22 protein-coding genes are annotated in these 21762 nt (G+C 70.8%); 17 read left to right on the forward strand and 5 right to left on the reverse strand.

The window, feature by feature from the left end; translation table 11 throughout:
* Nucleotides 1-73 precede the first annotated feature (73 nt).
* Nucleotides 74-3322 carry a formate dehydrogenase gene (fdh, locus tag HDA32_RS15780; protein WP_179643916.1) on the reverse strand — a complete coding sequence of 1083 codons (3249 nt, stop codon included), beginning with the start codon at nt 3320-3322 and terminating at the stop codon, nt 74-76.
* A 307-nt stretch (nt 3323-3629) separates the two neighbouring features.
* Here fdh and HDA32_RS15785 point away from each other — a divergent pair, with 307 nt between their 5' ends.
* The 3 genes from HDA32_RS15785 (at nt 3630) to HDA32_RS15795 (ending at nt 6425) form a co-directional block, all read left to right on the forward strand.
* The gene (locus HDA32_RS15785; protein WP_179643917.1) at nt 3630-4022 is read left to right on the forward strand and encodes a PPOX class F420-dependent oxidoreductase; all 393 of its coding nucleotides are present in this window, start codon (nt 3630-3632) and stop codon (nt 4020-4022) included.
* Nucleotides 4023-4163: 141 nt separating this feature from the next.
* Nucleotides 4164-5492, forward strand: coding sequence for an MFS transporter (locus tag HDA32_RS15790; protein WP_179643918.1), 1329 nt, complete (start codon nt 4164-4166; stop codon nt 5490-5492).
* Between the two features lie 45 nt (nt 5493-5537).
* Nucleotides 5538-6425 carry a 1-aminocyclopropane-1-carboxylate deaminase/D-cysteine desulfhydrase gene (locus tag HDA32_RS15795; RefSeq protein WP_179643919.1) on the forward strand — a complete coding sequence of 296 codons (888 nt, stop codon included), beginning with the start codon at nt 5538-5540 and terminating at the stop codon, nt 6423-6425.
* Nucleotides 6426-6429: 4 nt separating this feature from the next.
* On the opposite strand, the gene HDA32_RS15800 is transcribed toward HDA32_RS15795, so the two are convergent.
* Nucleotides 6430-7461, reverse strand: coding sequence for a hypothetical protein (locus HDA32_RS15800; RefSeq protein ID WP_179643920.1), 1032 nt, complete (start codon nt 7459-7461; stop codon nt 6430-6432).
* A gap of 182 nt (nt 7462-7643) precedes the next feature.
* Between HDA32_RS15800 and HDA32_RS15805 the strand changes: the two genes are divergently transcribed.
* From HDA32_RS15805 to HDA32_RS15845, 10 genes are all read left to right on the forward strand, one after another.
* Entirely contained in the window at nt 7644-8018 is a 375-nt protein-coding gene (locus tag HDA32_RS15805) for a recombinase family protein (protein WP_179643921.1), read from the forward strand.
* A complete protein-coding gene (locus HDA32_RS15810) occupies nt 8015-8452 on the forward strand; it encodes a hypothetical protein (RefSeq protein ID WP_179643922.1) in 438 nt (145 codons plus the stop codon). The genes HDA32_RS15805 and HDA32_RS15810 overlap by 4 nt, the downstream gene beginning before the upstream one ends.
* Nucleotides 8453-9000: 548 nt before the next feature.
* A complete protein-coding gene (locus HDA32_RS15815; protein ID WP_179643923.1) occupies nt 9001-9222 on the forward strand; it encodes a hypothetical protein in 222 nt (73 codons plus the stop codon).
* A gap of 201 nt (nt 9223-9423) precedes the next feature.
* A complete protein-coding gene (locus HDA32_RS15820) occupies nt 9424-10545 on the forward strand; it encodes a radical SAM protein (RefSeq protein ID WP_179643924.1) in 1122 nt (373 codons plus the stop codon).
* Complete coding sequence (locus HDA32_RS31460; protein WP_281370391.1) at nt 10542-10673, forward strand: hypothetical protein; 132 nt, start codon at nt 10542-10544, stop codon at nt 10671-10673. The genes HDA32_RS15820 and HDA32_RS31460 overlap by 4 nt, the downstream gene beginning before the upstream one ends.
* 74 nt (nt 10674-10747) lie before the next feature.
* Entirely contained in the window at nt 10748-11614 is an 867-nt protein-coding gene (locus HDA32_RS15825; RefSeq protein ID WP_179643925.1) for a GNAT family N-acetyltransferase, read from the forward strand.
* 15 nt (nt 11615-11629) lie between these two features.
* Complete coding sequence (locus tag HDA32_RS30775; RefSeq protein WP_179643926.1) at nt 11630-12433, forward strand: aminoglycoside phosphotransferase; 804 nt, start codon at nt 11630-11632, stop codon at nt 12431-12433.
* Between the two features lie 10 nt (nt 12434-12443).
* Entirely contained in the window at nt 12444-12857 is a 414-nt protein-coding gene (locus HDA32_RS15835; protein WP_218882486.1) for a dTMP kinase, read from the forward strand.
* Between the two features lie 10 nt (nt 12858-12867).
* Entirely contained in the window at nt 12868-13515 is a 648-nt protein-coding gene (locus tag HDA32_RS31825) for an NUDIX hydrolase (RefSeq protein ID WP_179643927.1), read from the forward strand.
* 32 nt (nt 13516-13547) lie between these two features.
* Nucleotides 13548-14945: an FAD-binding oxidoreductase gene (locus tag HDA32_RS15845; RefSeq protein ID WP_179643928.1), complete on the forward strand. Its 1398-nt coding sequence runs from the start codon at nt 13548-13550 to the stop codon at nt 14943-14945.
* A 24-nt stretch (nt 14946-14969) separates the two neighbouring features.
* On the opposite strand, the gene HDA32_RS15850 is transcribed toward HDA32_RS15845, so the two are convergent.
* Together HDA32_RS15850 and HDA32_RS15855 are read right to left on the reverse strand one after the other, a co-directional pair.
* The gene (locus HDA32_RS15850) at nt 14970-15443 is read right to left on the reverse strand and encodes a TetR-type transcription factor C-terminal domain-containing protein (RefSeq protein WP_179643929.1); all 474 of its coding nucleotides are present in this window, start codon (nt 15441-15443) and stop codon (nt 14970-14972) included.
* A gap of 37 nt (nt 15444-15480) precedes the next feature.
* Nucleotides 15481-15660 (reverse strand): hypothetical protein, encoded by a 180-nt coding sequence (locus HDA32_RS15855; protein ID WP_179643930.1) that lies wholly within the window; start codon nt 15658-15660, stop codon nt 15481-15483.
* Nucleotides 15661-16166: 506 nt separating this feature from the next.
* Here HDA32_RS15855 and HDA32_RS15860 point away from each other — a divergent pair.
* Nucleotides 16167-16934 carry an IclR family transcriptional regulator gene (locus HDA32_RS15860; protein WP_179643931.1) on the forward strand — a complete coding sequence of 256 codons (768 nt, stop codon included), beginning with the start codon at nt 16167-16169 and terminating at the stop codon, nt 16932-16934.
* 158 nt (nt 16935-17092) lie between these two features.
* A complete protein-coding gene (locus HDA32_RS15865; protein ID WP_179643932.1) occupies nt 17093-18700 on the forward strand; it encodes a glycerol-3-phosphate dehydrogenase/oxidase in 1608 nt (535 codons plus the stop codon).
* A 300-nt stretch (nt 18701-19000) separates the two neighbouring features.
* On the opposite strand, the gene HDA32_RS15870 is transcribed toward HDA32_RS15865, so the two are convergent.
* Nucleotides 19001-19621 carry a TetR/AcrR family transcriptional regulator gene (locus HDA32_RS15870; RefSeq protein ID WP_179643933.1) on the reverse strand — a complete coding sequence of 207 codons (621 nt, stop codon included), beginning with the start codon at nt 19619-19621 and terminating at the stop codon, nt 19001-19003.
* Nucleotides 19622-20095: 474 nt separating this feature from the next.
* Between HDA32_RS15870 and HDA32_RS15875 the strand changes: the two genes are divergently transcribed.
* Together HDA32_RS15875 and HDA32_RS15880 are read left to right on the forward strand one after the other, a co-directional pair.
* The gene (locus tag HDA32_RS15875; RefSeq protein ID WP_179643934.1) at nt 20096-20911 is read left to right on the forward strand and encodes an ABC transporter ATP-binding protein; all 816 of its coding nucleotides are present in this window, start codon (nt 20096-20098) and stop codon (nt 20909-20911) included.
* A complete protein-coding gene (locus tag HDA32_RS15880) occupies nt 20899-21762 on the forward strand; it encodes an ABC transporter ATP-binding protein (RefSeq protein WP_312863200.1) in 864 nt (287 codons plus the stop codon). Before HDA32_RS15875 ends, HDA32_RS15880 begins: the two co-directional genes overlap by 13 nt.

Genomic DNA, 21762 nt, shown 5'->3' on the forward strand with positions numbered 1-21762 from the left:
CCCGTCGTAGCCGCTGAGGGCCGCGGGGTCGGCCTCGCCGGGCCGGACGCGGGACGGATCCGCGGTCATATCCTCACACCTCCGTTCCGGTGGCGTCGGTGACGCCGGCGCGGCGCTGGTACTGGCGGACGAGTTCGGGGCGCTGCGGTCCGCGTGGCCGCCGTCCCGGCCGGATGTCGGCGGTCAGGGCCTTCACCTCCTGGATGTGGACGTTGGAGTCGAGGCTGATCGAGGTCAGCTCGTTGGCGGCGTCACCGGTGCTGTGCCCGTTGGGCCCCCAGTGGTAGGGCAGCCCGATCTGGTGGATCGTGCGGCCCTGCACCCGCAGCGGGGCCATGCGGTCGGTGACCAGCACGCGGGCCTCGATGGCGTTGCGCGCGCTGATGATGGTGGCCCACTCCCCGTGGCGCAGCCCGCGCTCCTCGGCGAGTTCGGGCGAGACCTCGCAGAAGAACTCCGGCTGGAGTTCGGCCAGGTACGGGGTCCACCGGCTCATCCCGCCCGCGGTGAAGTGCTCGGTGAGCCGGTAGGTGGTGACTACGTAGGGGTAGACGCCGGAGCCCGGGTCGCCCGGGTCGGGGTGGTACCGGTTGTGCTCTCCGGGATAGATCAGCCGGGTGGGGCTGCGCTGCTGCTTGTACAGCGGATTGCTGAACGGAGAGTCCTGGGGCTCGTAGTGGGTGGGGATCGGGCCGTCGGTGAGCCCGGCCGGCGCGTACAGCCAGCCCTTGCCGTCGGCCTGCATGATGAAGGCGTCGGTCCCGGTCAGCGCCGCGACCCCCTCGACGCCCTCCTCGGGCCGGTAGTCCGGGGCCTTGCCGACCTCGAAGTCGGGCACGTCGTGGCCCTGCCAGCGCTCCTTCTCCGCGTCCCACCACACCAGGGCCTTGCGGTCGCTCCACGGGTTGCCGTCGGCGTCGGCGGAGGCCCTGTTGTAGAGGATGCGCCGGTTCATCGGCCACGACCACGCCCATTCCGCGGCGATCCAGTCCTGGTGCCCGGCCGGTTTGCGGCGCGCGGCCTGGTTGACGCCGTCGGCGTAGACGCCGCAGTAGATCCAGCACCCGCACGAGGTCGAACCGTCGTCGCGCAGCTGCTCGTAACCGCTGAGGGGGTGGCCTTCGGCGTCGTATCCGTTGATCTCGGCGAGCACGGCCTCGGCGCTGGGCTCCTCCCCCTCCTCCAGCGGATACTCCCAGGTCAGGTCGAGGATCGGCCGGTCCATCGGGTCGGTGGAGCCGGCGAGCTTGGCCCGGATCCTGCGCCCGAGGTGGTACATGAACCACAGGTCGCTGCGGGCGTCGCCCTTGGGCAGGACGGCCCGGTCGTGCCACTGCAGCATCCGGTTGGTGTTGGTGAAGGTCCCGGACTTCTCGGTGTGGGAGGCCGCAGGGAAGAAGAACACCTCGGTGGCGATGTCCTCGGTGCGCAGCTCGCCCGAGTCGATCTCGGGGCCGTCCTTCCACCAGGTGGCGCTCTCGATCAGGGAGAAGTCCCGCACGACCAGCCACTCCAGGTTGGCCATGCCCATGCGCTGGGCCTTGGCGTTGGCCGAGCCGACGGTCGGGTTCTCCCCCATCAGGAAGTAGCCCTTGCAGTTGCCCGCCAACTGCTCCATGACGGTGTCGTAGGTGCTGTGCGAGCCGGTGATCCTGGGCAGGTGGTCGAAGCAGAAGTCGTTGTCGGCCGACGCCGGCGCGTACCACGCCTTCATCAGGCTGACCAGGTAGTCCTTCATGTTCGCCCAGTAGCCCTTGCGGGCTGCGTCGGCGGCCACGAACGCGTCCATGTCCTGCTGCTCGTGGGCGTGCGGCATCGGGATGTAGCCGGGCAGCAGGTTGAACAGGGTGGGGATGTCGCTGGAGCCCTGGATGCTGGCGTGGCCGCGCAGCGCCTGGATGCCGCCGCCCGGGCGGCCGATGTTGCCCAGCAGCAGCTGCAGCACGGAGGCCGCGCGGATGTACTGGGAGCCGACCGTGTGCTGGGTCCAGCCGACCGCGTAGCAGAAGACGCTGGTGCGGTCCGGTCCGGAGTTGCGGGTGAGGTGCTCGCAGACTTCGGCGAACACGTCCTGGGGGATGCCGCAGACCTCCTCGACCAGCTCCGGGGTGTAGCGCGCGTAGTGGCGCTTGAGGATCTGGAAGACGCAGCGGGGGTCCTGCAGCGTCTCGTCCTGGTGCGCCTCGCCCTTCATCGGGGCGCCGCCGGAGCCCTGCTGCTCGGGCCGGGCCGACTTGCTGACGTCCTCGTCGGGCATCCGCTCGGGGTGGAACTGGTCGCGCTTGCCCGAGGCCGCCGCGACCTGCATGCCCTCGTACATCCAGGTGGTGACGTCGTAGTCGCGGCTGTCGGTGTCGAAGCCGGAGAACAGGCCGTCGAGGTCCTCGGTGTCGCGGAACTCCTCGTTGACGATGGTCGCGGCGTTGGTGAAGGCCACGACGTAGTCCTTGAAGTACTTGTCGTTGGCGATGACGTGGTTGATGATGCCGCCGAGGAAGGCGATGTCGGTCCCGGCGCGGATGGGCACGTGCAGGTCGGCCAGCGCACTGGTGCGGCTGAAGTGCGGGTCGACGTGGATGACGACCGCGCCGCGCGCCTTGGCCTCCATGACCCACTGGAAGCCCACCGGGTGATTCTCGGCGTAGTTGGAGCCCTCGATGACGATGCAGTCGGAGTTCTGCTGGTCCTGCATGAACGTCGTGGCGCCGCCGCGGCCGAAGGAGGTGCCCAGGCCGGCGACGGTCGCGCTGTGGCAGACCCGGGCCTGGTTCTCCACCTGGATCACGCCCAGTCCGGTGAGGAGCTTCTTGATCAGGTAGTTCTCCTCGTTGTCCAGTGTCGCGCCGCCGAGGCTGGCGATGCCCATCGTGCGGTTGACCCGCGTGCCGTCGTCGTCCTCCCACTGCCAGGTCCGGCGGCGGGTCTCGATGACCCGGTCGGCGACCATGTCCATGGCGGTCTCGAGGTCGAGTTCCTGCCAGTCGGTCGCGTGCGGCGGCCGGTACAGCACCGTGTGCCGGCGCGAGGGCCCGGTGGTGAGCTGGAGGGAGGCCGCCCCCTTGGGGCAGAGCCGCCCCCTGCTGATCGGGGAGTCCGGGTTGCCCTCGATCTGGACGACCTCTTCGTCGCGGACGTAGACGTTCTGCGAGCAGCCGACCGCGCAGTACGGGCAGACCGACTTCACGATCCGGTCGGCGTCCTGGGTGCGGGGGGTGAGGGCCTTGGTGCGCGCGGAGGAGACAGCGGCACCGCGGCCCGAGGGATCGTCCCCGGTCAACTGCCGATACACCGGCCATGATTCGATCCACGTGCGCACACCCATAGGGCCCTCTCCTCGCTCTCGCAGCCGGTCGCTTGCACCGGCCGGCACCGCGCAGGCCCCGGATCGGGGCCTGCGCGGTGCTTCCGGCGCAATGGTGCGGAGCCGCTACCCGGGCGCGCGGGCGTGAAACGAAAAAGTGCGGCGAGCGGATCCCGCCGGTCCGCGCCCGCCCGTCCCCGGTCGATGCGTTCGTCGCGGTCGCGGTGGTACCGGAGCGCGTCACCGGGTAGGGGAGCGTGCTCACCGCCGGTCCCGGCCGCACTCGGCGGCCACGCCGGCAGGATCCGGGGAGAAGGGGAGAGACACCATGACGGCACTGCCCGAGGACCGCGCGGGGATCCTCACCAAGCGCGCCTTCGCCCACATCGCGACCATCGGCCCGGACGGCGAGCCGCACTCCAGTCCGGTGTGGATCGACTGGGACGGCGAGTTCGTGAAGTTCAGCCAGACCACATCGCGGCAGAAGTACCTCAACCTGCTCAGGGACGCGCGGATCGCGCTGTCGGTGCACGACCCCGACGATCCGCACCGCTACCTGGAGATCCGCGGCCGCGTGGACCACTTCGACGATGACACCGACAACGCGTTCATCAACAGGCTGGCCAGGAAGTACCTGGACGAGGACGTCTACCCGTGGACCGAACCCGGCGAGGAGCGCGTCGTGGTGTTCGTGCTGCCCGAGCGGACCACGCAGCAGTGAGGTGCGGGCCGGGAGGACGCGGCCCGCCATGGTGGTGGTGACGGGGGGCCGGAGCCTTGTCGGGTGACCTGCCCCACACCTAGACTTCTCCGATACCGAACTTTTCGTTCGATAATCGAACTTCGGTGGGAGGAGTCGTCCATGGAGCAGGCCTCGACCGGCGTCGGAGTCCCCAATCCCGAGATACGGCGGGTGGCACTGGCCAGCTTCGTCGGGACCGCCATCGAATGGTACGACTTCTTCATCTACAGCACCGCGGCCCAGCTCGTCTTCGCCTCCCAGTTCTTCACCGACCTGTCACCCGCGGCGGCCGGCCTGGCGTCCTTCGCCACGATCGGCGTCAGCTTCATCGCCCGCCCGCTGGGCGGCGTGGTCATGGGCCACTTCGGCGACCTGCTGGGCCGCCGCACGATGCTCGTGGTGTCGCTGCTGCTCATGGGGATCGCGACCGTGGGGGTCGGGCTGCTGCCGACCTACACCCAGATCGGCCTGGGCGCACCCGTCCTGCTCGTCCTCCTGAGGCTGCTGCAGGGTCTGAGCGCCGGCGGCGAATGGGGCGGGGCCGCGCTGATGGCCGTGGAGCACGCGCCCCGGCACAGGCGCGGGCTCTTCGGCGCCTTTCCCCAGCTCGGGGCGCCGGCCGGGCTGGTGCTGGCCAACGCCGTCTTCTTCCTGGTCACCTTCTCCACCACCGACGACCAGTTCGCCGCGTGGGGCTGGCGGCTGCCGTTCCTGTTCAGCGCGGTGATGATCGCGATCGGCTTCTTCATCCGCGCGCGGGTCAGCGAGAGCCCGGAGTTCACCCGCCTGAAGGACGCCAGGGAGCGGGCCAAGAGCCCGCTGAGCGAGGTGCTGCGCGAGCACCGCGGGCCCTTCCTCATCGCGGCGGGGGTCTTCATCGCCAACAACATGGTGGGTTACATCTTCCTGGCCTACATCCTCGGCTACGCGACCGCGGAGCTGGACGTCGGCCAGGACGCGATGCTGCTGGTCGTGGTCACCGGCGCGCTGTCCTGGGTCGGCACCACCCTGCTGGCCGCGCGCTGGTCCGACGCCGTGGGGCGGCGCAGGGTCTACCTGGTCGGCTCGCTGTGGATCATCGGCTGGGCCTTCCCCTTCTTCCTGCTGCTCGACACCGGCTCCATCCCGGTCATGCTGCCCTCGGTGCTGATGCTCTCGGTCGGCCTCGGCCTGACCTACGGCCCGCAGGCCGCGCTGTACGCCGAGCTGTTCCCCTCGCGCGTGCGCTACAGCGGGGCCTCCTTCTCCTACGCGATCGGCGCGGTGCTGGGCGGCGGCTTCGCCCCGTTCGTCGCGGCGTCGCTGCAGGCCTCGACCGGGACCTCGATGTCGGTGTCGGCTTACATGGCCGCGGTCGGCCTGGTCAGCCTGGTCGCCGTGCTGTACATCCCCGAGACCCCCGACCAGGTGCGCGAACGGCGCGCGGCCGGGGGTACGGTTACGCGGTGACCCGCACGAAAGCACGACAAGAGCCGATCGCCCTACCCTGGTGATGTGTCTCCTCACGAGCGGTCCGCCGGCCTCCGCCTCCAACTCCCCTCCCCCCTGGTCGAGCTGGACGACGATCGGGCGGCCGCGCGAGGCGTGCGCCTGCTCCTCAAACGCGACGACCTGATCAACCCGGAGGTCCCCGGGAACAAATGGCGCAAGCTTCGCCTCAATCTCGACGCCGCCCAGAAACAGGGGCATGACACGCTGCTGACATTCGGTGGCGCCTACTCCAATCACATCCGCGCCATCGCAGCAGCCGGCCGCCATTACGGACTGGCGACCATCGGAGTGATCCGCGGCGAGGAGCACACTCCGCTGAACCCGTCCCTCGCCTACGCCGCCGACCGCGGCATGCGGCTGGCCTACATGGACCGCACTACCTACCGGGTCAAACACGAGCCCGAAGTCACCAACCGGCTCCGTGAGGAGTTCGGCGACTTCTACCTCGTGCCCGAAGGAGGCAGCAACGCGCTCGCGGTGCGCGGCTGCATGGAGATCCCCGCCGAGATCGCCGAACCGTTCGACGTGATCTGCTGTGCGGTCGGCACCGGCGGCACGCTGGCCGGTATCGCGGCCGGACTGCCGGAAGGCGCGCGGGCGATCGGGTTCTCCGCGTTGAAGGGCGGCTCGTTCCTCACCGAGGACGTGCGCGGACTTCAGGCGACGGCCGGGACGCCCACGGGCAACTGGCGGATCGAGACCGGTTTCCACTTCGGCGGGTTCGCCAAGCGGCGTCCGGAGCTGGACGAGTTCATCGCCGACTTCGGACAGCGCCACGGCATCACGCTGGAGTGGGTCTACGTCGCCAAGATGCTGGCCGGTGTGTTCGCGCTGATCGAGCAGGGCACGTTCCCGGAGGGGACGACGGTCATCGCGGTCATCACCGGGTGAACGGTCAGGCCTTCATGTGGTACTCGCGGATCGTGCGCGTCGACGCGGCGTGATCCACCCAGGTCAATTCCCATTCGCCGGTGTTGACCTTGAAGTTCTTGCCGAACCCCACCCACTTGCCGCTCATCCCCCGCCCCATCGGGCTGATGAGCAGTTGCAGCGTGCCGTGGTAGGTCGCGCCCCGGTAGTAACCGGTGGGCGAGGTGCGTTCCGACCAAGCGCCGCCGGCGGTCATGCCGTCGATGGTCAGTTGCAGGTCCAGCCGGGATCCGGTGGTGTGCGGCAGGCTCTGCCCGTGCAGCTTGTCGCCTTCGTGGCGGAGCACGACATAGTGCTCGTCTTCGAACTCTGCGTCGCGGCCGCTGCTGTAGTACAGGTAGCGGCTGTGCCAGATCCCGGAGTAGTCGGGGCCGGTGCCGTTGGCTGGCTGGGAGCGGGCGAGCGCCGGGTCGGTGGCAGCAACCGCGGGCATGGTGGCGGCCAGCGAAAGCCCGGCGCTGATCTTTAAGAACAGACCGCGCTTGTTGACTCCATCGGCCACCCGCGTGGACCACTCGGTGACACCGCGAGCGATGTCGTGGACGTCCATATCTTGGATCTGCTCGGCGATCACGGCGACTTTCTCGTTCGTCTCTGAGGCGCCAGCTGACGCCAGCCTGTCCAGGCTCGCCCGTGCACGATGAGCGTCGTCAGCCGGACGGTGGTCTGCGCAGTCCACCAGCAGATCCGCCAAGTGGCATTCGTACAGCTCAGCAAGCCGGGCCAGGACCGCGAGTGATGGCTCGTAACCGGTCGGCGATGGCCACAGCTCCCAGTACGACACATTCTTGTCCGTCTTCGGGTCGGCCGGCCATTTCTCGTTCCAGAGATCGGCGACGCGGCGCTGACTCCAGCCGTGAGCGAGCCGGAACGCGACCCGGGCGTTGACCCGGTAGCGGTCGCGGAACACTTCGGCGACCTCTGCCCAGGGCTTGCCTTCTCCGCGGAGCTGCTCTGCGAGAGCGAGCTGCTTCTGGCGCAGGCTGCGTGTGGCCATAGGCACCGTCCCGGTCGGTCCTCAGCTGTTGGTCGGACGGTAGCGGGTGCGCCCCCTGATGGAAAACCTCCCCGGTGGACAGGGAGATATGGCCTTCCATGATCACGGCCCTACTGGGTGGCTCCTGGGCGTGCTCTCCACGAGGGTGATGTCACTGGCTGTTGACCGAAAAGGAGCTCGTGATGGTCCTCGTGGGCGAGCAGGAGACGCCACCCGTCGCCGCAGAGACACACGCCTACGGGTACGCGCTGGTCTCCTCCCAGGTGACAGGAGACGATATCCAGCGCCTGAAAAACGAGCTGCGGCGGTTCGCTCGGACGGCCGGCCACCGCATGGCGAACGTTTTCATTGATCACCCCCGCTCCCCCTCGGCTTTCGCGGCGCTCATGGATGCGCTCCGAACTGACCCTGGCGCCATCGTCGTCGTTCCTACGCTCCACCACCTGGCGCGAATGCCTGCATTGCAGGTGGCTATGCGGCTGGTGATCGAGACGGACGCAGGCGCCCGCGTGCTGGTGATGGAACCCGACCAACAATCCCCTGTGGAGGCACAGTGACTTCTTCTGTCCCGGGCTTCGAGCCGCTGCTGGCGAACCCCGAAGCCACGGGCACGCTCCAGAAAAAGACGGACACCGTGACCGTCGGAGACGGCGAGCAGCAGGCCTGCGTCGAGATCACCAGCCGCACCATCACCGTCCATCTGCCCGACGTCTACCCCGCCACCTACGGCGGGCGGCTCGACGAGATCGACGCCGCCCTGTCCGCGCTCGTCGACGCCTCCGACCAGATCCGGCCCCAGCCTCTCGCCGAGCGGTGGCCGGTCGGGCTGCGGGTGTCCACCCCGGACGGGTCCGGGAAGGTGGTGGAGGCGACCGTGTCCCGCCAGTCGCGGCTGCCCACCGTGTGGGTCGGTTTGGACGGGCGCATCGGGAGTCCGCGTGGGTTCTCCCCCGAGAAGCTGACGCCGCTCCTCGGTGAGGAGGCGCGGTGATGGGTCAGCGGAGGCGCGCTGAGGACGCGTGCGCGCGACTGCTGGAGATCCGCACCCCGGGCTGGCGCGCGGAATGGAGACCGCAGACGGGCCTGTACCACGCCGCACGCGTCAACCCTCGACATGCCGGGGACCTGATACCACCATTCCTTGCCCACGCGAATCCATCCGCGCTGGACGCGGAGATTCGGCAAGACGGGACGCTGACCGCCGAGCTGCGCGCCGGCCTATACGGACTCCAGGACGAAGGGAAGCTCCCCGTCTACGAAGGCCCTCCGGCCTCGGCTTGAGCGGCTGGCGGCCAGCCTCGCGCCGGCGGTTCAGGCCCTATCGGGTTCGGAGAGAGGCCCCGGCGCGCGGCCCCTCGGGCTCCTTGAGGAAGGAGAACCGAGACCGAAGGGCTACCCGGCCCCCACCCTGCCGGGCAGCCCCTCTCCCCAGGCCGGGAGGAGCCCCGTCCCCTCCCCGGCCGCCCCCGAGACCGCCGCCCGGCCCTGGTGACCTCTCCCAGGGCCGAGCGGCCACCACACAACCTCAAGGGACCACCGTTGCGCAGGATCGAGATCGACCCCGACGAACTCCGCCGCCTCTACACCATTGAAGGATGGTCAGGACCCCGGATCGCGATGAAATACCAGGCGCCGAAGACGACGATCTACCGCCATCTTGACGCCATCGGGATCCCGCGCCGCCGCCGTAAGGCCCGACCGCCACTACCGCGCCGTGACCGGTCGAAGAACTACTGGCCCGGCACACGGAACTCCTATTGAGCCACCGCCCTGTCCTGTCTTCCCCTCTCCCACAGGGCGGGGCGGCCCGAAACCAGCGGCACGGGCATCCACATTCCATGACCGTAACCGGACAGAAACCACAACCCCATACAGCGAGGTGTGTCCCTAGGGGAAACAGACACATCTCTTCTGTCCAACGCAAGGCACCCCGGACACCCGCCAGGCACAAGGAGGCTCCCAGTGCATGACCTCATCGTCAGCCCATTCCTCGATGACCATCTCGTTTTAATGCCCGGCCGCACCAATGGATTCAAGCTGCCACGGCACCGCTACCTCGAACTCGCCGACGCCCCCACCAACGCGCCGATCCCCGACTGGCTGGTCACCGCTGCCGACCGCGCATTCAACCTGAACCTCACCGGCCGGCCCCTGCACCCGACCGCCCTGATCCGCCGCCCATCGCCCTACGGATGCGTCCGAGCCAGCTACGAACTGAACTTGGGCTGCAACTACGACTGCGAGCACTGCTACTTGGGTGAGCGGCCGTTCGCCGGGCTTGACTGGCCTGGCCGTGAACGGCTGCTGCACATCATGCGTGACGCCGGAGTCGTGTGGGTGCAGCTCACCGGCGGCGAACCACTCATCGACCGGCTGTTCCCCGACGTGCACCGGCTCGCCTACGAGCTGGGCATGATGATCAGCATCTCCTCCAACGGCTCCCGGCTGTCCAATCCGCACATCCTGGATCTGTTGACCACCTACCGCCCGTACCGGCTCACCCTGTCGGTGTACGGCGCCACCGAAGAGTCCTACGACGGCATGACCCGCCGCCGCGGGTCGTATCGCAGGTTCGTCAAAGGCCTCGACGCCGCCGTCGAAGCCGACCTCCCGGTCCAGCTCAGTGTCGTGGTGAGCAGCCACAACACCCACGAGATCGACGCCATGGTGGACATGGCCGAATCCCGCGGGATCACCCACCACGTGTACGTGAACATGTCGCCGACGATCCACGGCGACGGGAGCGTGCTGACCACCCAGTCAGCAGAACATCTTCGAGAACGCAAAGTGTTCACCGGCTGCAACGCCGGCCACACCTTCTTCCACGCCGACCCGCACGGCCGCGCCTCGATCTGCAAGATCGGCCGCGATGACGCCATCGACCTCATCAGCGAGGGCGTCGAGGGCCTGTCCCGCCTCGGCGAGATCGCCGACCGGCTCATGTTGCGCACCGGTGGATGCTCCGGCTGCGCACTGTCCGGCTCCTGCACCGTGTGCCGCCCGCTGGCCAAGCAGTACCAGCAGGCCAAGGCCCCCCTCCAGATGTACTGCCAGCACGGGAAACGAGAGGAGGTGACCACATGACCGCGGTGTTCGTTGAGATCGAGACGCCCACCCGCCGGAGTGAGGAGATCGAGTTCGTCGACGACATGGACGTCGTGCTCGAATCCGAGAAGTGCAGCTGCAACGCCGGTGACGACAACCCCTACTGATCAGGCATGACCGCTTGAAGCGGGCTCCGGTGGTTCTGCCTCCGGAGCCTGTTTCAGGTGAGTAGCATGTGCGCATGCGCGACGACAGCGCCTCGACGGGACTGGTGTTTCCCGTTCCCTACGTGCCGACGCTCGGCCCGGTCCACCCCGATGCCGTCACCCCCGGCCTGTGGGGCGAGGTCGTCGGCAACAGCGGCACCGGCCGGTTCCTCACGCACGATCCGGCCGCCCGCTGGCGCGGCGCCAAAGACGAGCAGGTCCTCGTCAAGACTGTTGTCGCCGCCCCCGAGCGAATGATGGTGCCCACGCTCCTCGGCCGGGGGAACAGCCTCCTCACGGTCCACCACTACGGGCTGCTCGACACCGGCCGGGCACGCGAAGAGGCGGGCAAGCTCGCCGCCGACCACGGCGCCGGTGATGCCCGGATTCTCTGGCTCACCCAGGAGCCGCATCCGGATGCGGGCCGGTGCCGCCGGATCCAGTTGAAGACCTTCCGCGGAATCGAGCCTCCGCCCGACGGCGACCAGGTCGGCCCGTTGCACGCTCAGCCCGCCGACATCCGCGCCACCTGGCCCGCCTTCACCCAGGTCCTGGGGCACGAGGGCTTCTCAGCACTCGATGACCGGATGCGCACCGGCACGCTGAACGGGCCGGTTCTCATCGCCGCCACCGGCGGGCGGATCGTCGGCGCGATCGGCCCCATGGCCACACTGCCCGATCCCATCGGCAGGGTACGGCTGCTCCCGCAGTACTTCGGTGTCCTGCCCGAGCACCGTAACGCCGGTCACGGGCGCGCACTGTGGCGGTCCGCCATGCGCTGGGGCCGGCGAGCAGGCGCCGACTATCAGCTGTTGCAGACCGAGCTCGGCGGCGCATCGGACCGGCTGTGCCAAGCCGAAGGGCTCACGACGCTCGGCTTCGTCACCACCATCACCGTCTGAAGAAGGGGCGCCCCTATGGGAGTGCAGCGGCGGCAGTGGGCCGACCTGCCCGATAAGGTGCGCGCCGCCGTCGTGGAGCACACCGGCCCCGTGACGAAGGTGAAGGCAGCGCGGGGCGGACTGAACTCCGGTATCGCCGCCACTGTGCACAGCCTCGACGGAGCCGTGTTCGTCAAGGGACTGCCACTGGGCCACCCGCAGGCATGGACACAGGACCGGGAGGCCGCCATCGCCCCGCACCTCGCCGAGGCGGCTCCGCGGCTGCTGTGGCAGATCCGCGTCGGCGGGTGGAATCTACTCGGCTGGGAGCACGTCGAGGGCCGCCACGCCGACTACACGCCCGGCTCCCCGGACCTGCCCGCGGTCGCCGACGCGCTGGCACTGCTCGGCAAGGCCGCATGCCCCGGCGATGTCCCGGTGAAAACGGTCGAGCGGTGGCGGGACTACGTCGACGCCCCAAGCGACCTGGACCGACTCGACGGCGACGCGCTGCTGCACACCGACCCCAACTCCAGCAACGTCCTCGTCGGCGACGGCGGCCGGACGCTCCTGGTCGACTGGGCGTGGCCGACCCGTGCCGCCGCCTGGGTTGACGCGGCGTGCTGGGTGGTCTGGCTGATCACCGCCGACCACACCCCGGCCGAGGCCGAGCAGCACGCCGCAACGGTACCGGCCTGGCAGCAGGGCGACGACGACGCGCTCGCCGTATTCGCCCGGGTCCAGTCCCGGCTCTGGGCGGGGATCGCCGAAGCCGATCCGAACCCATGGACGGTGGGCGTTGCCCAGGCCGCCGCGCGGTGGAAGGAGCACCGGACCTGAAACGACGGGGTTGCGGCTGACCGAGATCCGACCCGCGCTCGCCGAGGGGCGGCTGGTGCTGTGCGACCGCTACATCGCCTCGTCCCTGGTGCTGCAAGCCGGGATCGACCGGGTCCCCAAGGAGTTCGTGCAGGGTCTCAACGCCCACGCCAACCCGCCCGACTTGAACGTGATCCTGACCGCGCCCGCCGAGGTCCTGCACGGCAGGCTGGCCGCACGGGGCTCGCACGGCCGATTCGAGAACGACCCCGCCAACACCGACAGAGAGGTCACCCTGTACCGGGAGGTGATCCCGCTACTGGAGCAGGCCGGGATCACGACACTGGTGGTCGACACCGCCCCCGGTGTGGAGAAGACGATTTCACACCTCGCAAGCACCATCGGCGCGCTATGGTCACAGAAACACCAGGAACCCGCCGCCTGAGAGGTCGAGCATGCCGGAGCGCTACCGCAGCATCATCGACGTCCACGTGATCCTGCAACGCGACGGCGAGATCCTGCTCCTGGAACGCCAAGGCACCGGATACTGCGACGGCATGCTCCACCTGCCCTCCGGCCACCTCGACGAAGGCGAACCGATCCCGCACGGCGCGGCCCGCGAAGCACACGAGGAGGTCGGGGTCACCATCGACCCCGACGATCTCGCTCTCGCCGCGGTCGTCCACCACCGGCAGCGCGCGGATCTCGCCCGGGTCGGCATGTTCCTCCACACCGAAACGTGGACGGGCGAGCCGTTCAACGCCGAACCCCACAAATGCGGCAAGCTCCAATGGGCTGATCCTCGCGTACTGCCCTCCACCACGATCGACTATCCGGCCGAGGGCATTCGGGCGTGGCTGTCCGGCACCGGCTACGCCTCCCACGACTGGGATGGGTTCGCCTGGTCCAGCCTGGTCCGACGATCGAAACGGCTTATCGGTAACTGGAGAGGCCACGTCGAAACCGGTGGTCACGCGGTCATTCCGGTGTCGGCTTACATGGCCGCGGTCGGCCTGGTCAGCCTGGTCGCCGTGCTGTACATCCCCGAGACCCCCGACCAGGTGCGCGAACGGCGCGCGGCCGGGGGTACGGTTACGCGGTGACCGACTGCGGCGACCAGCACGGGAGACCCTCCATGACATCGTCCTCCACGCCCCGCGAGCATCCCGAGCTGCGCGGACGCCTGCGCGACGCGCTGGGCGCCGACGCCGTCACGACCGATCCGGACGTGCTCGCCGCCCACGGCCGCGACGAGGCGGCCTTCGGCTCCGCGGGCACCGCCGCCGCGCTGGTGCGCGCCCGCGGCACCGACGACGTCCGCCGCGTCCTGGCCGTCGCGCACGAGCTGGGGGCGCCGGTCGTGCCGCAGGGGGCGCGCACGGGCCTGTCCGGCGGGGCCAACGCCGTGGACGGCTGCGTGCTGCTGTCACTGGAGCGCATGGACGCGATCGTGCGCGTCGACCCCGATGAGCAGACCGCCGTGGTCCAGCCCGGCGTGGTCAACTCCGCGCTCTCCGCCGCGGCGGCCGAGCACGGCCTGTTCTACCCTCCTGACCCCTCCTCCTGGGAGGTGTCGACCATCGGCGGCAACGTCGCCACCAACGCCGGCGGGCTGTGCTGCGTGAAGTACGGGGTCACCGCCGACTTCGTGCGCGGGCTGGAGGTCGTGCTGCCCGGCGGCGAGGTCCTGCGCACCGGGCGGCGCACCGCGAAGGGGGTGGCCGGCTACGACCTGACCCGCCTGGTCTGCGGGTCCGAGGGGACGCTCGGGGTCGTCACCGAGGTCACGGTCGGCCTGGTCCCCGCGCCCGAGGCCGCCCTGACCGCGGTCGCCACGTTCCCCTCCGTCGCCGACGCCGCCAAGGCCGTGGCGGGCGTGATGAGCACGCGGCTGCGGCCGTCCCTGCTGGAGCTCATGGACGGGCCGACGATCGCCGCGGTCAACGACCACCGGGACATGGGCCTGCCCGCCGAGGCCGGCGCGATGCTGCTGGTGCAGTCCGACCGCGGCGAGCGGGCGGCCTCCGACATCGCCGAGTTCGCCGGCGTGTTCGCCGACCACGGTGCGCTCGACGTGATCGAGGCGGAGAGCGCCGCCGAATCGCGCACGCTCCTGCAGGCCCGCAGGATGGTGCACGTCGCGTTGGAGCGCCTGGGCACCAACCTGGTCGACGACGTGTGCGTGCCGCGCTCCCGGATGGCCGAGCTGGTGGAGGGCGTCGCCGCGCTCGGCGCCGAGCACGGGCTGGTCACGACGTGCTCCGGGCACGCGGGCGACGGCAACATGCACCCCACTGTCATCTTCGACCGGGACGACCCTGAGCAGGTGCGCCACGCCGAACTGGTCTTCGGCGCGATCATGGAGCTGGGGCTGTCGCTGGGCGGCACCATCACCGGCGAGCACGGAGTCGGCCTGCTGAAGCGGCGGTGGCTCGCCGAGGAGGTCGGGCCGCTGGGCGCGCGCCTGCACGCCGGCATCAAGCGGGTGTTCGACCCGCGCGGCATCCTCAACCCGGGCAAGGTCGTCGAGTAGCGGCCCGCGCGGCTTCCCCCGGGGTCACGGCCTCCAGACGTCGCCCTCGATGAGGCGCTGCATGCCGACCCAGGCGAGGTTCATGACCCGCAGGGCCAGGGTCTCGGGCGACTCCTCGGGGTGGTCCAGCAGCCAGTCGGTGAGGGAGTCGGCGGCCCCGACCACCACGTGGGCGACCACGTCGGCGTCCTTGGCCGAGATCACCCGACGCCCGCACGGCAGCGTCGTCGCGCGCACCGCCAGCGCGTCCACCTCTTCCATGACGCGCCGGCGGGCACGGACGACATCGGAGGAGAACGGCTCCCCCGACACCCGCGCCTGCTGGTAGAGCACCGCCCAGCTGTCCCGGTGCTCGGCGACGAAGTGGAAGAACGAGCGCAGCCCCTCCCAGAGCCGGCGCTCGGGTGCGACCGCGTCGTCCATGGCGCCGCGGACGCCGGCGACGGCGTGACCGCGGCCTATGGCGGCGCGGCCCGCTGCGAGTACCGTGCACCACATCCGGCGCCGCTCCGGGCGTCCGGGCGCCCGGGGGTCGTCAGCAGGAGGCCGCCCGTTCGAGGCTGCGCGCCGACAGCAGCAGCGTGACCGTCACGGCCGCGAGAACGGCCCACCACGCCCACAGCCACCACACGAACCCCAGCGTGGCCACTGACGCGGCGACCGCCGCGAAACCGCAGGCGGCCGAGGTCACCAGCACCCCGAGAACCCGATTCACGCCGCCTCCCCGGAATCGATCGGCCGCAGACCGGCCCCGTCCGCCGTGTACCGGGCTTGGGTGAGCATGCTCCTCCTCGGACTCGGCGACGCGTCCGCGCGTGGGGACTCCCCGGCGGCCGGCACGCTTTTGCTGTTTCTTCCCACCGACGGGCCTTCCAATCGGACGTCAACGTAGTGCGCCCCTGTGACATCACCGAAGACGCCGCGGGCGCCGCGGCCGGTCCCCCCGCCCTGTCCCTCTCCCGCGCCGCCGGACGCGGGGTGAACCGCGCGGGCCCCCTCGGAATGCCCCTTGTTCCGGTGGCGTGAAGCCCCCGCGCGGTTCGTAGCCGATTCTCGCGGTCGGCGCTTCGGTTCCGCTTCCGATCGGCTTACAGCGCCGGTCCGGGCGTGCCGCCGGGCCCGTGCCGGGGCGGCGCCGCCCCGGCGGGATCCGGCCCGGTGCCGCGAATATGCCAGGCTTGTTTTCGACAATGTCGAACGCCGTGTCGATAGGATGATGGAGTGCCGGGGAGAATCCAGTCAGTCGAACGCGCCGCCGCCGTCCTGCGCCTGCTCGCCGCCGCGGGGCGCCGGCTCGGGGTGGCGGAGCTGGCCACGGCGCTGGGCCTGCCCAAGGCCACGGTGCACGGCATTCTGCGGACGCTGCAGCACGTGGGCTTCGTGGAGCAGGAGGAGCACAGCGGCAAGTACCACCTGGGGGCCGCGCTGCTGCACCTGGGCAACAGCTACCTCGACGTCAACGAGCTGCGCACGCGCGCGCTGAACTGGTCCGACGCCCTGGCCACCCGCAGCGGGGAGAGCGTGCGCATCGGCGTCCCGCACGAGGAGCAGGTCCTGCTCGTGCACCACGTCTTCCGGCCCGACGACAGCTTCCAGGTGCTCGACGTCGGCGCGCTGCTGCCCGTGCACGCAACGGCGCTGGGCAAGGTGCTGCTGGCCTACGCACCGCACACCGCCGGCGCCCCCGAGGAGATGGCCGACCTGAAGGCCTTCACCTCCCGCACCATCACCTCGGGCGGGCATCTGCTGGCCGAGCTGGCCGGGGTCCGCGACCGCGGATGGGCCTGCGACCTGGAGGAGATGGTGGAGGGCGAGGTGTCGGTCGCGGCGCCGATCCGCGACGGCCGCGGGCACACGGTCGGGGCCATCGGCGTCTCGGGCGCCGTCGAGCGGCTGTGCGACGACCGCGAGCCGCGCCGCGACATCGTCTCCTACGTGCGCGACGCCGCCCGCGCGATCTCCAGGGACCTGGGCGAGAACCGGCGCTGAGCGCCGGCGCCCGCCGAAGACGGTTGACACCTCTCCGCCCCGGAGGCATCATTTCGATTGAGCGTTCGGCAATGTCGTACAGTGGCCGACATAATCGCGTACGCGAGAACCGTCGTTCACGCAGAGGCGACGCTAAGGATCGGACAGGAAGCACGGCCATGATCAGCACGCCCACCCCCCTCGGACTCGACGACGCCCGGGCCCAGGCCCGCGCTGAGCTCGCACGCGGAACCTTCGACCTGCTCGTCATCGGCGGCGGGATCCTCGGCACGGCCGTGGCGTGGATGGCGACCCAGGCCGGCCTGCGCGTGGCGATGGTCGACGCCGGCGACTTCGCCGGCGCCACCTCCAGCGCCTCCTCCAAGCTGGTGCACGGCGGCCTGCGCTACCTGCAGACCGGCAACGTGCGGCTGGTCGCCGAGAACCACCGGGAGCGCCGCTCCCTGGCCGCCGACGTCGCGCCGCACCTGGTCAACCCCATGCCGTTCCTGGTCCCGGTCTACAAGGGCGGCCCGCACGGCGCGGCGAAGCTGGGCGCCGGCGTCTTCCTGTACTCGGCGCTGTCGGCGTTCGGCGACGGCGTCGGCCGGGTCATCTCCCCGGCCAGGGCCCGGCGGTTGGTGCCGTCGCTGCGCACCGAGGGGCTGCGCTCCGTCGCCGCCTACCACGACCACCAGATGAACGACAGCCGCATGGCCGTGATGACGGTGCGCGCGGCCGTGGACGCCGGCGCCGTCGTGCTCAACCACGCCGAGGTGGTCGGGCTGCGCAGGACGCACGGGCGGGTCAGCGGCGCGGAGGTGCGCGACCGGTTCGGCGGCGCGGAGTTCGGCGTCGACGCGCGCCTGGTGCTCAACGCCACGGGGCCGTGGGTGGACCACCTGCGCCGCATGGAGGACCCCTCCGCCGCACCGAGCGTGCGGCTGTCCAAGGGGGCCCACGTGGTGCTGAGGACGCAGCGGCCCTGGCGCGCGGCGCTGACCATCCCGGTGGACCGGTTCCGCGTCTCGTTCGCGATCCCGTGGGAGGGGCACCTGCTGCTGGGCACCACCGACGAGGAGTACGACGGCGACCCGGCCGAGGTCGGCGCGGTGGGCACCGACATCGACCAGATCCTCGACGAGGCCGGCCTGGGCATCGAGTCGCACTTCCTGGACCCCTCGAACATCACCTACGCCTTCGCCGGGCTGCGGGTGCTGCCGGGCGGCCCCGGCGGCACGAGCGCGGCCAAGCGCGAGACGGTGGTGAGCGAGGGCCGCGGCGGCATGCTCTCGGTCGCCGGCGGCAAGTGGACGACCTACCGCCACATCGGCCGCGGCGTCATCGAGCGCCTGCGCCGGCTCTCGGCCGTCCCGCTGGCCGAGGACATGACGCCGCCGCTCAGGACGGTGCCGCTGCCAGGGATCGGGGCCCCCGACGCCATCACCCACCGGCTGCTGGTCGACCGGGAGCCCGGTGCGCGCATGGACGCGCTGGTGGCCCGGCACCTGGCCTCGCACTACGGCAGCCTGGCCCTGGACATCGCCGCGCTGGTGCGCGCCGACCCTGCGCTGGGCGAGCGCATCCACCCCGACGGGCCCGACATCTGGGCCCAGGCGGTGTTCGCACGCGACAACGAGTGGGCCGCCACGCCCGACGACGTCCTGCGCCGGCGCACCACCGTCACCGTGCGCGGCCTGGACACCCCCGAGATCCGGGAGCGGACGGCCCGGCTCCTGGTGTCCGGGGCCCATGCGGCGGACGCCCTTGCCCACCGGAGGGTTTGAGGCTCGATCACAGGGTTCGCGGTGAACGGGAACCGTACCCGCCGCTCTCGACCACCGGGGGAACCTCGACCACAAGGATCCGCGGAGAACGGGCGGCCCGCCGTGCGGCCGAGGGCCCGTGGGCGGGGCGCCCGGCTCCGCGCGAAGCACACCGGGTGTTCTGTGGTACGGACCGAAACCGCGGCTCCGGTCCGTACCCAAGGCGGGCCTGCTGCACGCGCGGATGCGACGTCCACCTCACGGAGCCTTCGGCCACATGAGAGAACCGCACCCGCGCGAGCCCCCTCCCGGAGCGGGCCTTCAGGCCGCCCCGCGCGGTGGCAGGCCGTGGGCCAGCAGCGCGAAGACGTCGTCGAGGACGTCGTCGGGGACCCTCCCGCCCCCGGTCCACTCGGCCCAGCGCATGCCCACGAAGTTGCCCATCCCGGTGTAGAGGTAGGCGATGACCTCGGGATCGAACCCGGGGTCGATGTCGCCGGCCATCTGGGCCCGGCGCACTCCGCGCGCGAAGCGCCGCGTCAGCGTCTCGTAGTACTCGCGGAACTGCCCGGGGACGACGAACTCGGCCTCGCGGATGATCCGGTGGATCCACGGGCGCTGCGATATGACATCGCAGTAGGCCCGGAACCCGGCGCGTTCGACGTCGCGCTGGGTGCTGGTGCCGTGGGCCTCCATCGCCCTGCGCATGGCGGCGCGCACGTCGGCGTTGATGCGGTCGACGACCGCCGAGAAGATCTCCTGCTTCGACTCGAAGTGCGAATAGAAGCTCCCCGTGGCGATTCCCGCGCGGGAGCAGATGCCCGCGACCGTCGTGTCGCGGTACGTGCGCTCCCCGAAGAGCTGTTCCGCCGACGTCAGCAGGCGGTCCCTGGAGGGCCGCGCCTCCTTGTCGGCCGCCCCCCGATGGGCGTCCACGGTCATGGTTCCCTCCAGTCCCGACGCGGCCGCCCCGCCCAGGGGTGGCGGGGCCGCCGCGTCATCCGGTTGTCGTTTCGCGCGTCGTCGCGACCGCGCCTCCGCACGCGTCATCGCCTCCGCGCTGCTCCGTAACACGGCCGCGGAGCAGCGCGGACCCGCCCAACGATAGGGCCGGCCCGCGGTCCCGGTCCGGTGCGCCCCGCGGATGCGGCCTCCCCGCCCGTCCGCCCGCACCGGGCGCCCGTCCCCCATTTCCATCATGTGACCTAGATCACAATTCAGCTACGATCGCCACGACCTTCTTGTGAAGCACTTCACATCTAGCCCTGAATATTGATTCAAACCGACCCGAACTTCAAGACATTGAGCGGGATGGACATCAATGAATCGTCATTCAGTTCCATGGAGCGGACCGGAGGCTGAGGGCGCGGTCGCGCCGCGACCCGCACCTGCGCGGAAGAGATCCGGAGGGCGCCGATGAGCGGCGGATCGCTGACCGTCCACGACCTGGCCGTGCACTACGGCCGCGCGGTGCGCCCCCTGCGGCGGGTGTCGCTGGAGGTCGCCCAGGGCGGCGTCGCCGCGGTGCTGGGCGCCAACGGCGCCGGGAAGTCGACGCTGCTGCGCGCGATCTCGGGCACGCTGCGCTTCCACCGCGGCGGGATCGACTCCGGCCGGATCACCTTCGGCGGCCAACGGCTGGACGGGCTGGACCCCGCCGCGATCGTGCGGCGGGGCATCGTGCAGGTGCCCGAGGGGCGGCGCGTGTTCGCCCGGATGACGGTGGAGGAGAACCTCCAGGCCGGCGGGCTGAGCGGAGTGGGCAGGGGCGAGCTGCGCCGGATCCGGACGCGGGTGCTGGAGCTGTTCCCGGTGCTGGGTGAGCGCGCCGGCCAGCGCGCGGGACTGCTCTCCGGGGGCGAGCAGCAGATGCTGGCGATCGGGCGCGCGCTCATGGCCCGGCCGAAGGTGCTGCTGCTGGACGAGCCGACGCTGGGACTCGCACCGCAGATCGCCGCCCGCATCGCGGCCACGATCGGCGAGATCAACCGGCAGGGCATCTCCGTGCTGCTGGTCGAGCAGAACGCGGCGCTGGCACTGCGCATGGCCGATGACGGCTACGTGCTCGACGTCGGCGAGGTCGTGCTGTCCGGACCCGCGGACGAGCTGGCCGCCAGCGACGAGGTCCGGCGCCGCTACCTCGGCGTCAGCGAGGAGGGCCTGGAGGAGGACGAGGCCGTGGCGGGGCTGTCCGCCGCGCGGGGGCGCACGCTGTCCAGGTGGGCGTCGTGAAGCGGGCCGCGGCGACGGCCGGTCCGGGGCCGGCGCTGGAGGTCCGCGACGTCACCGTGCGCTTCGGCGGGCTGACGGCGCTGGACCGGGTGAGCTTCACGGTGCCTCCCGGCGCGATCCACGCGATCATCGGTCCCAACGGCGCGGGCAAGTCCACCTGCTTCAACGTACTGTCGGGCGTGTACCGGGCGACATCGGGACGCGTCGGCTTCGGCGGGCACGAGCTCACCGCCATGGCGCCGCACCGCGTCGCCGGCGTGGGCGTGGCCAGGACCTTCCAGAACATCGCGCTCTCGCACAGCCAGACGGTGCGCAGCAACCTGCTGACGGGTCGGCACCGGCTCACCGGCTCCGGTTTCCTCTCAGCGGGGCTGCGGCTGCCGCGGGCCCGCGGCGAGGAGGCCGCCCACGCGGAGCGGGTCCGCGAGATCGCCGGCTTCGTCGGCCTGCGCGAACACCTGGAGACCGAGGTGCGGCTGCTGCCCTACGGGATCCAGAAGCGGGTGGAGCTGGCCCGCGCGCTGGCGATGGAGCCGCGCCTGCTCCTGCTCGACGAGCCGGTCGCCGGCATGACCAGCGCCGAGCGCCGCGTCATGGCCGAACTGGTCGCGGCGGTACGCCGGAGCCTGGGCATCTCGGTGCTGCTGGTGGAGCACGACATGGGCATCGTGATGCGGCTCGCCGACTCCGTCACCGTCCTGGACTTCGGCCGGCGCATCGCCGACGGCGTCCCCGAGGAGATCCAGCGCGACCCCGCTGTCATACGCGCCTACCTGGGCGCGGAGGAGGCCGACGCCGACCGCGGCGCGGGGCCGGACGCGCCCGCCACTCCCCCCACCGACAAGGACTAA

The sequence above is a fragment of the Spinactinospora alkalitolerans genome (genome assembly GCF_013408795.1).
In the GTDB taxonomy this organism is placed as follows: Bacteria; Actinomycetota; Actinomycetes; order Streptosporangiales; family Streptosporangiaceae; genus Spinactinospora; species Spinactinospora alkalitolerans.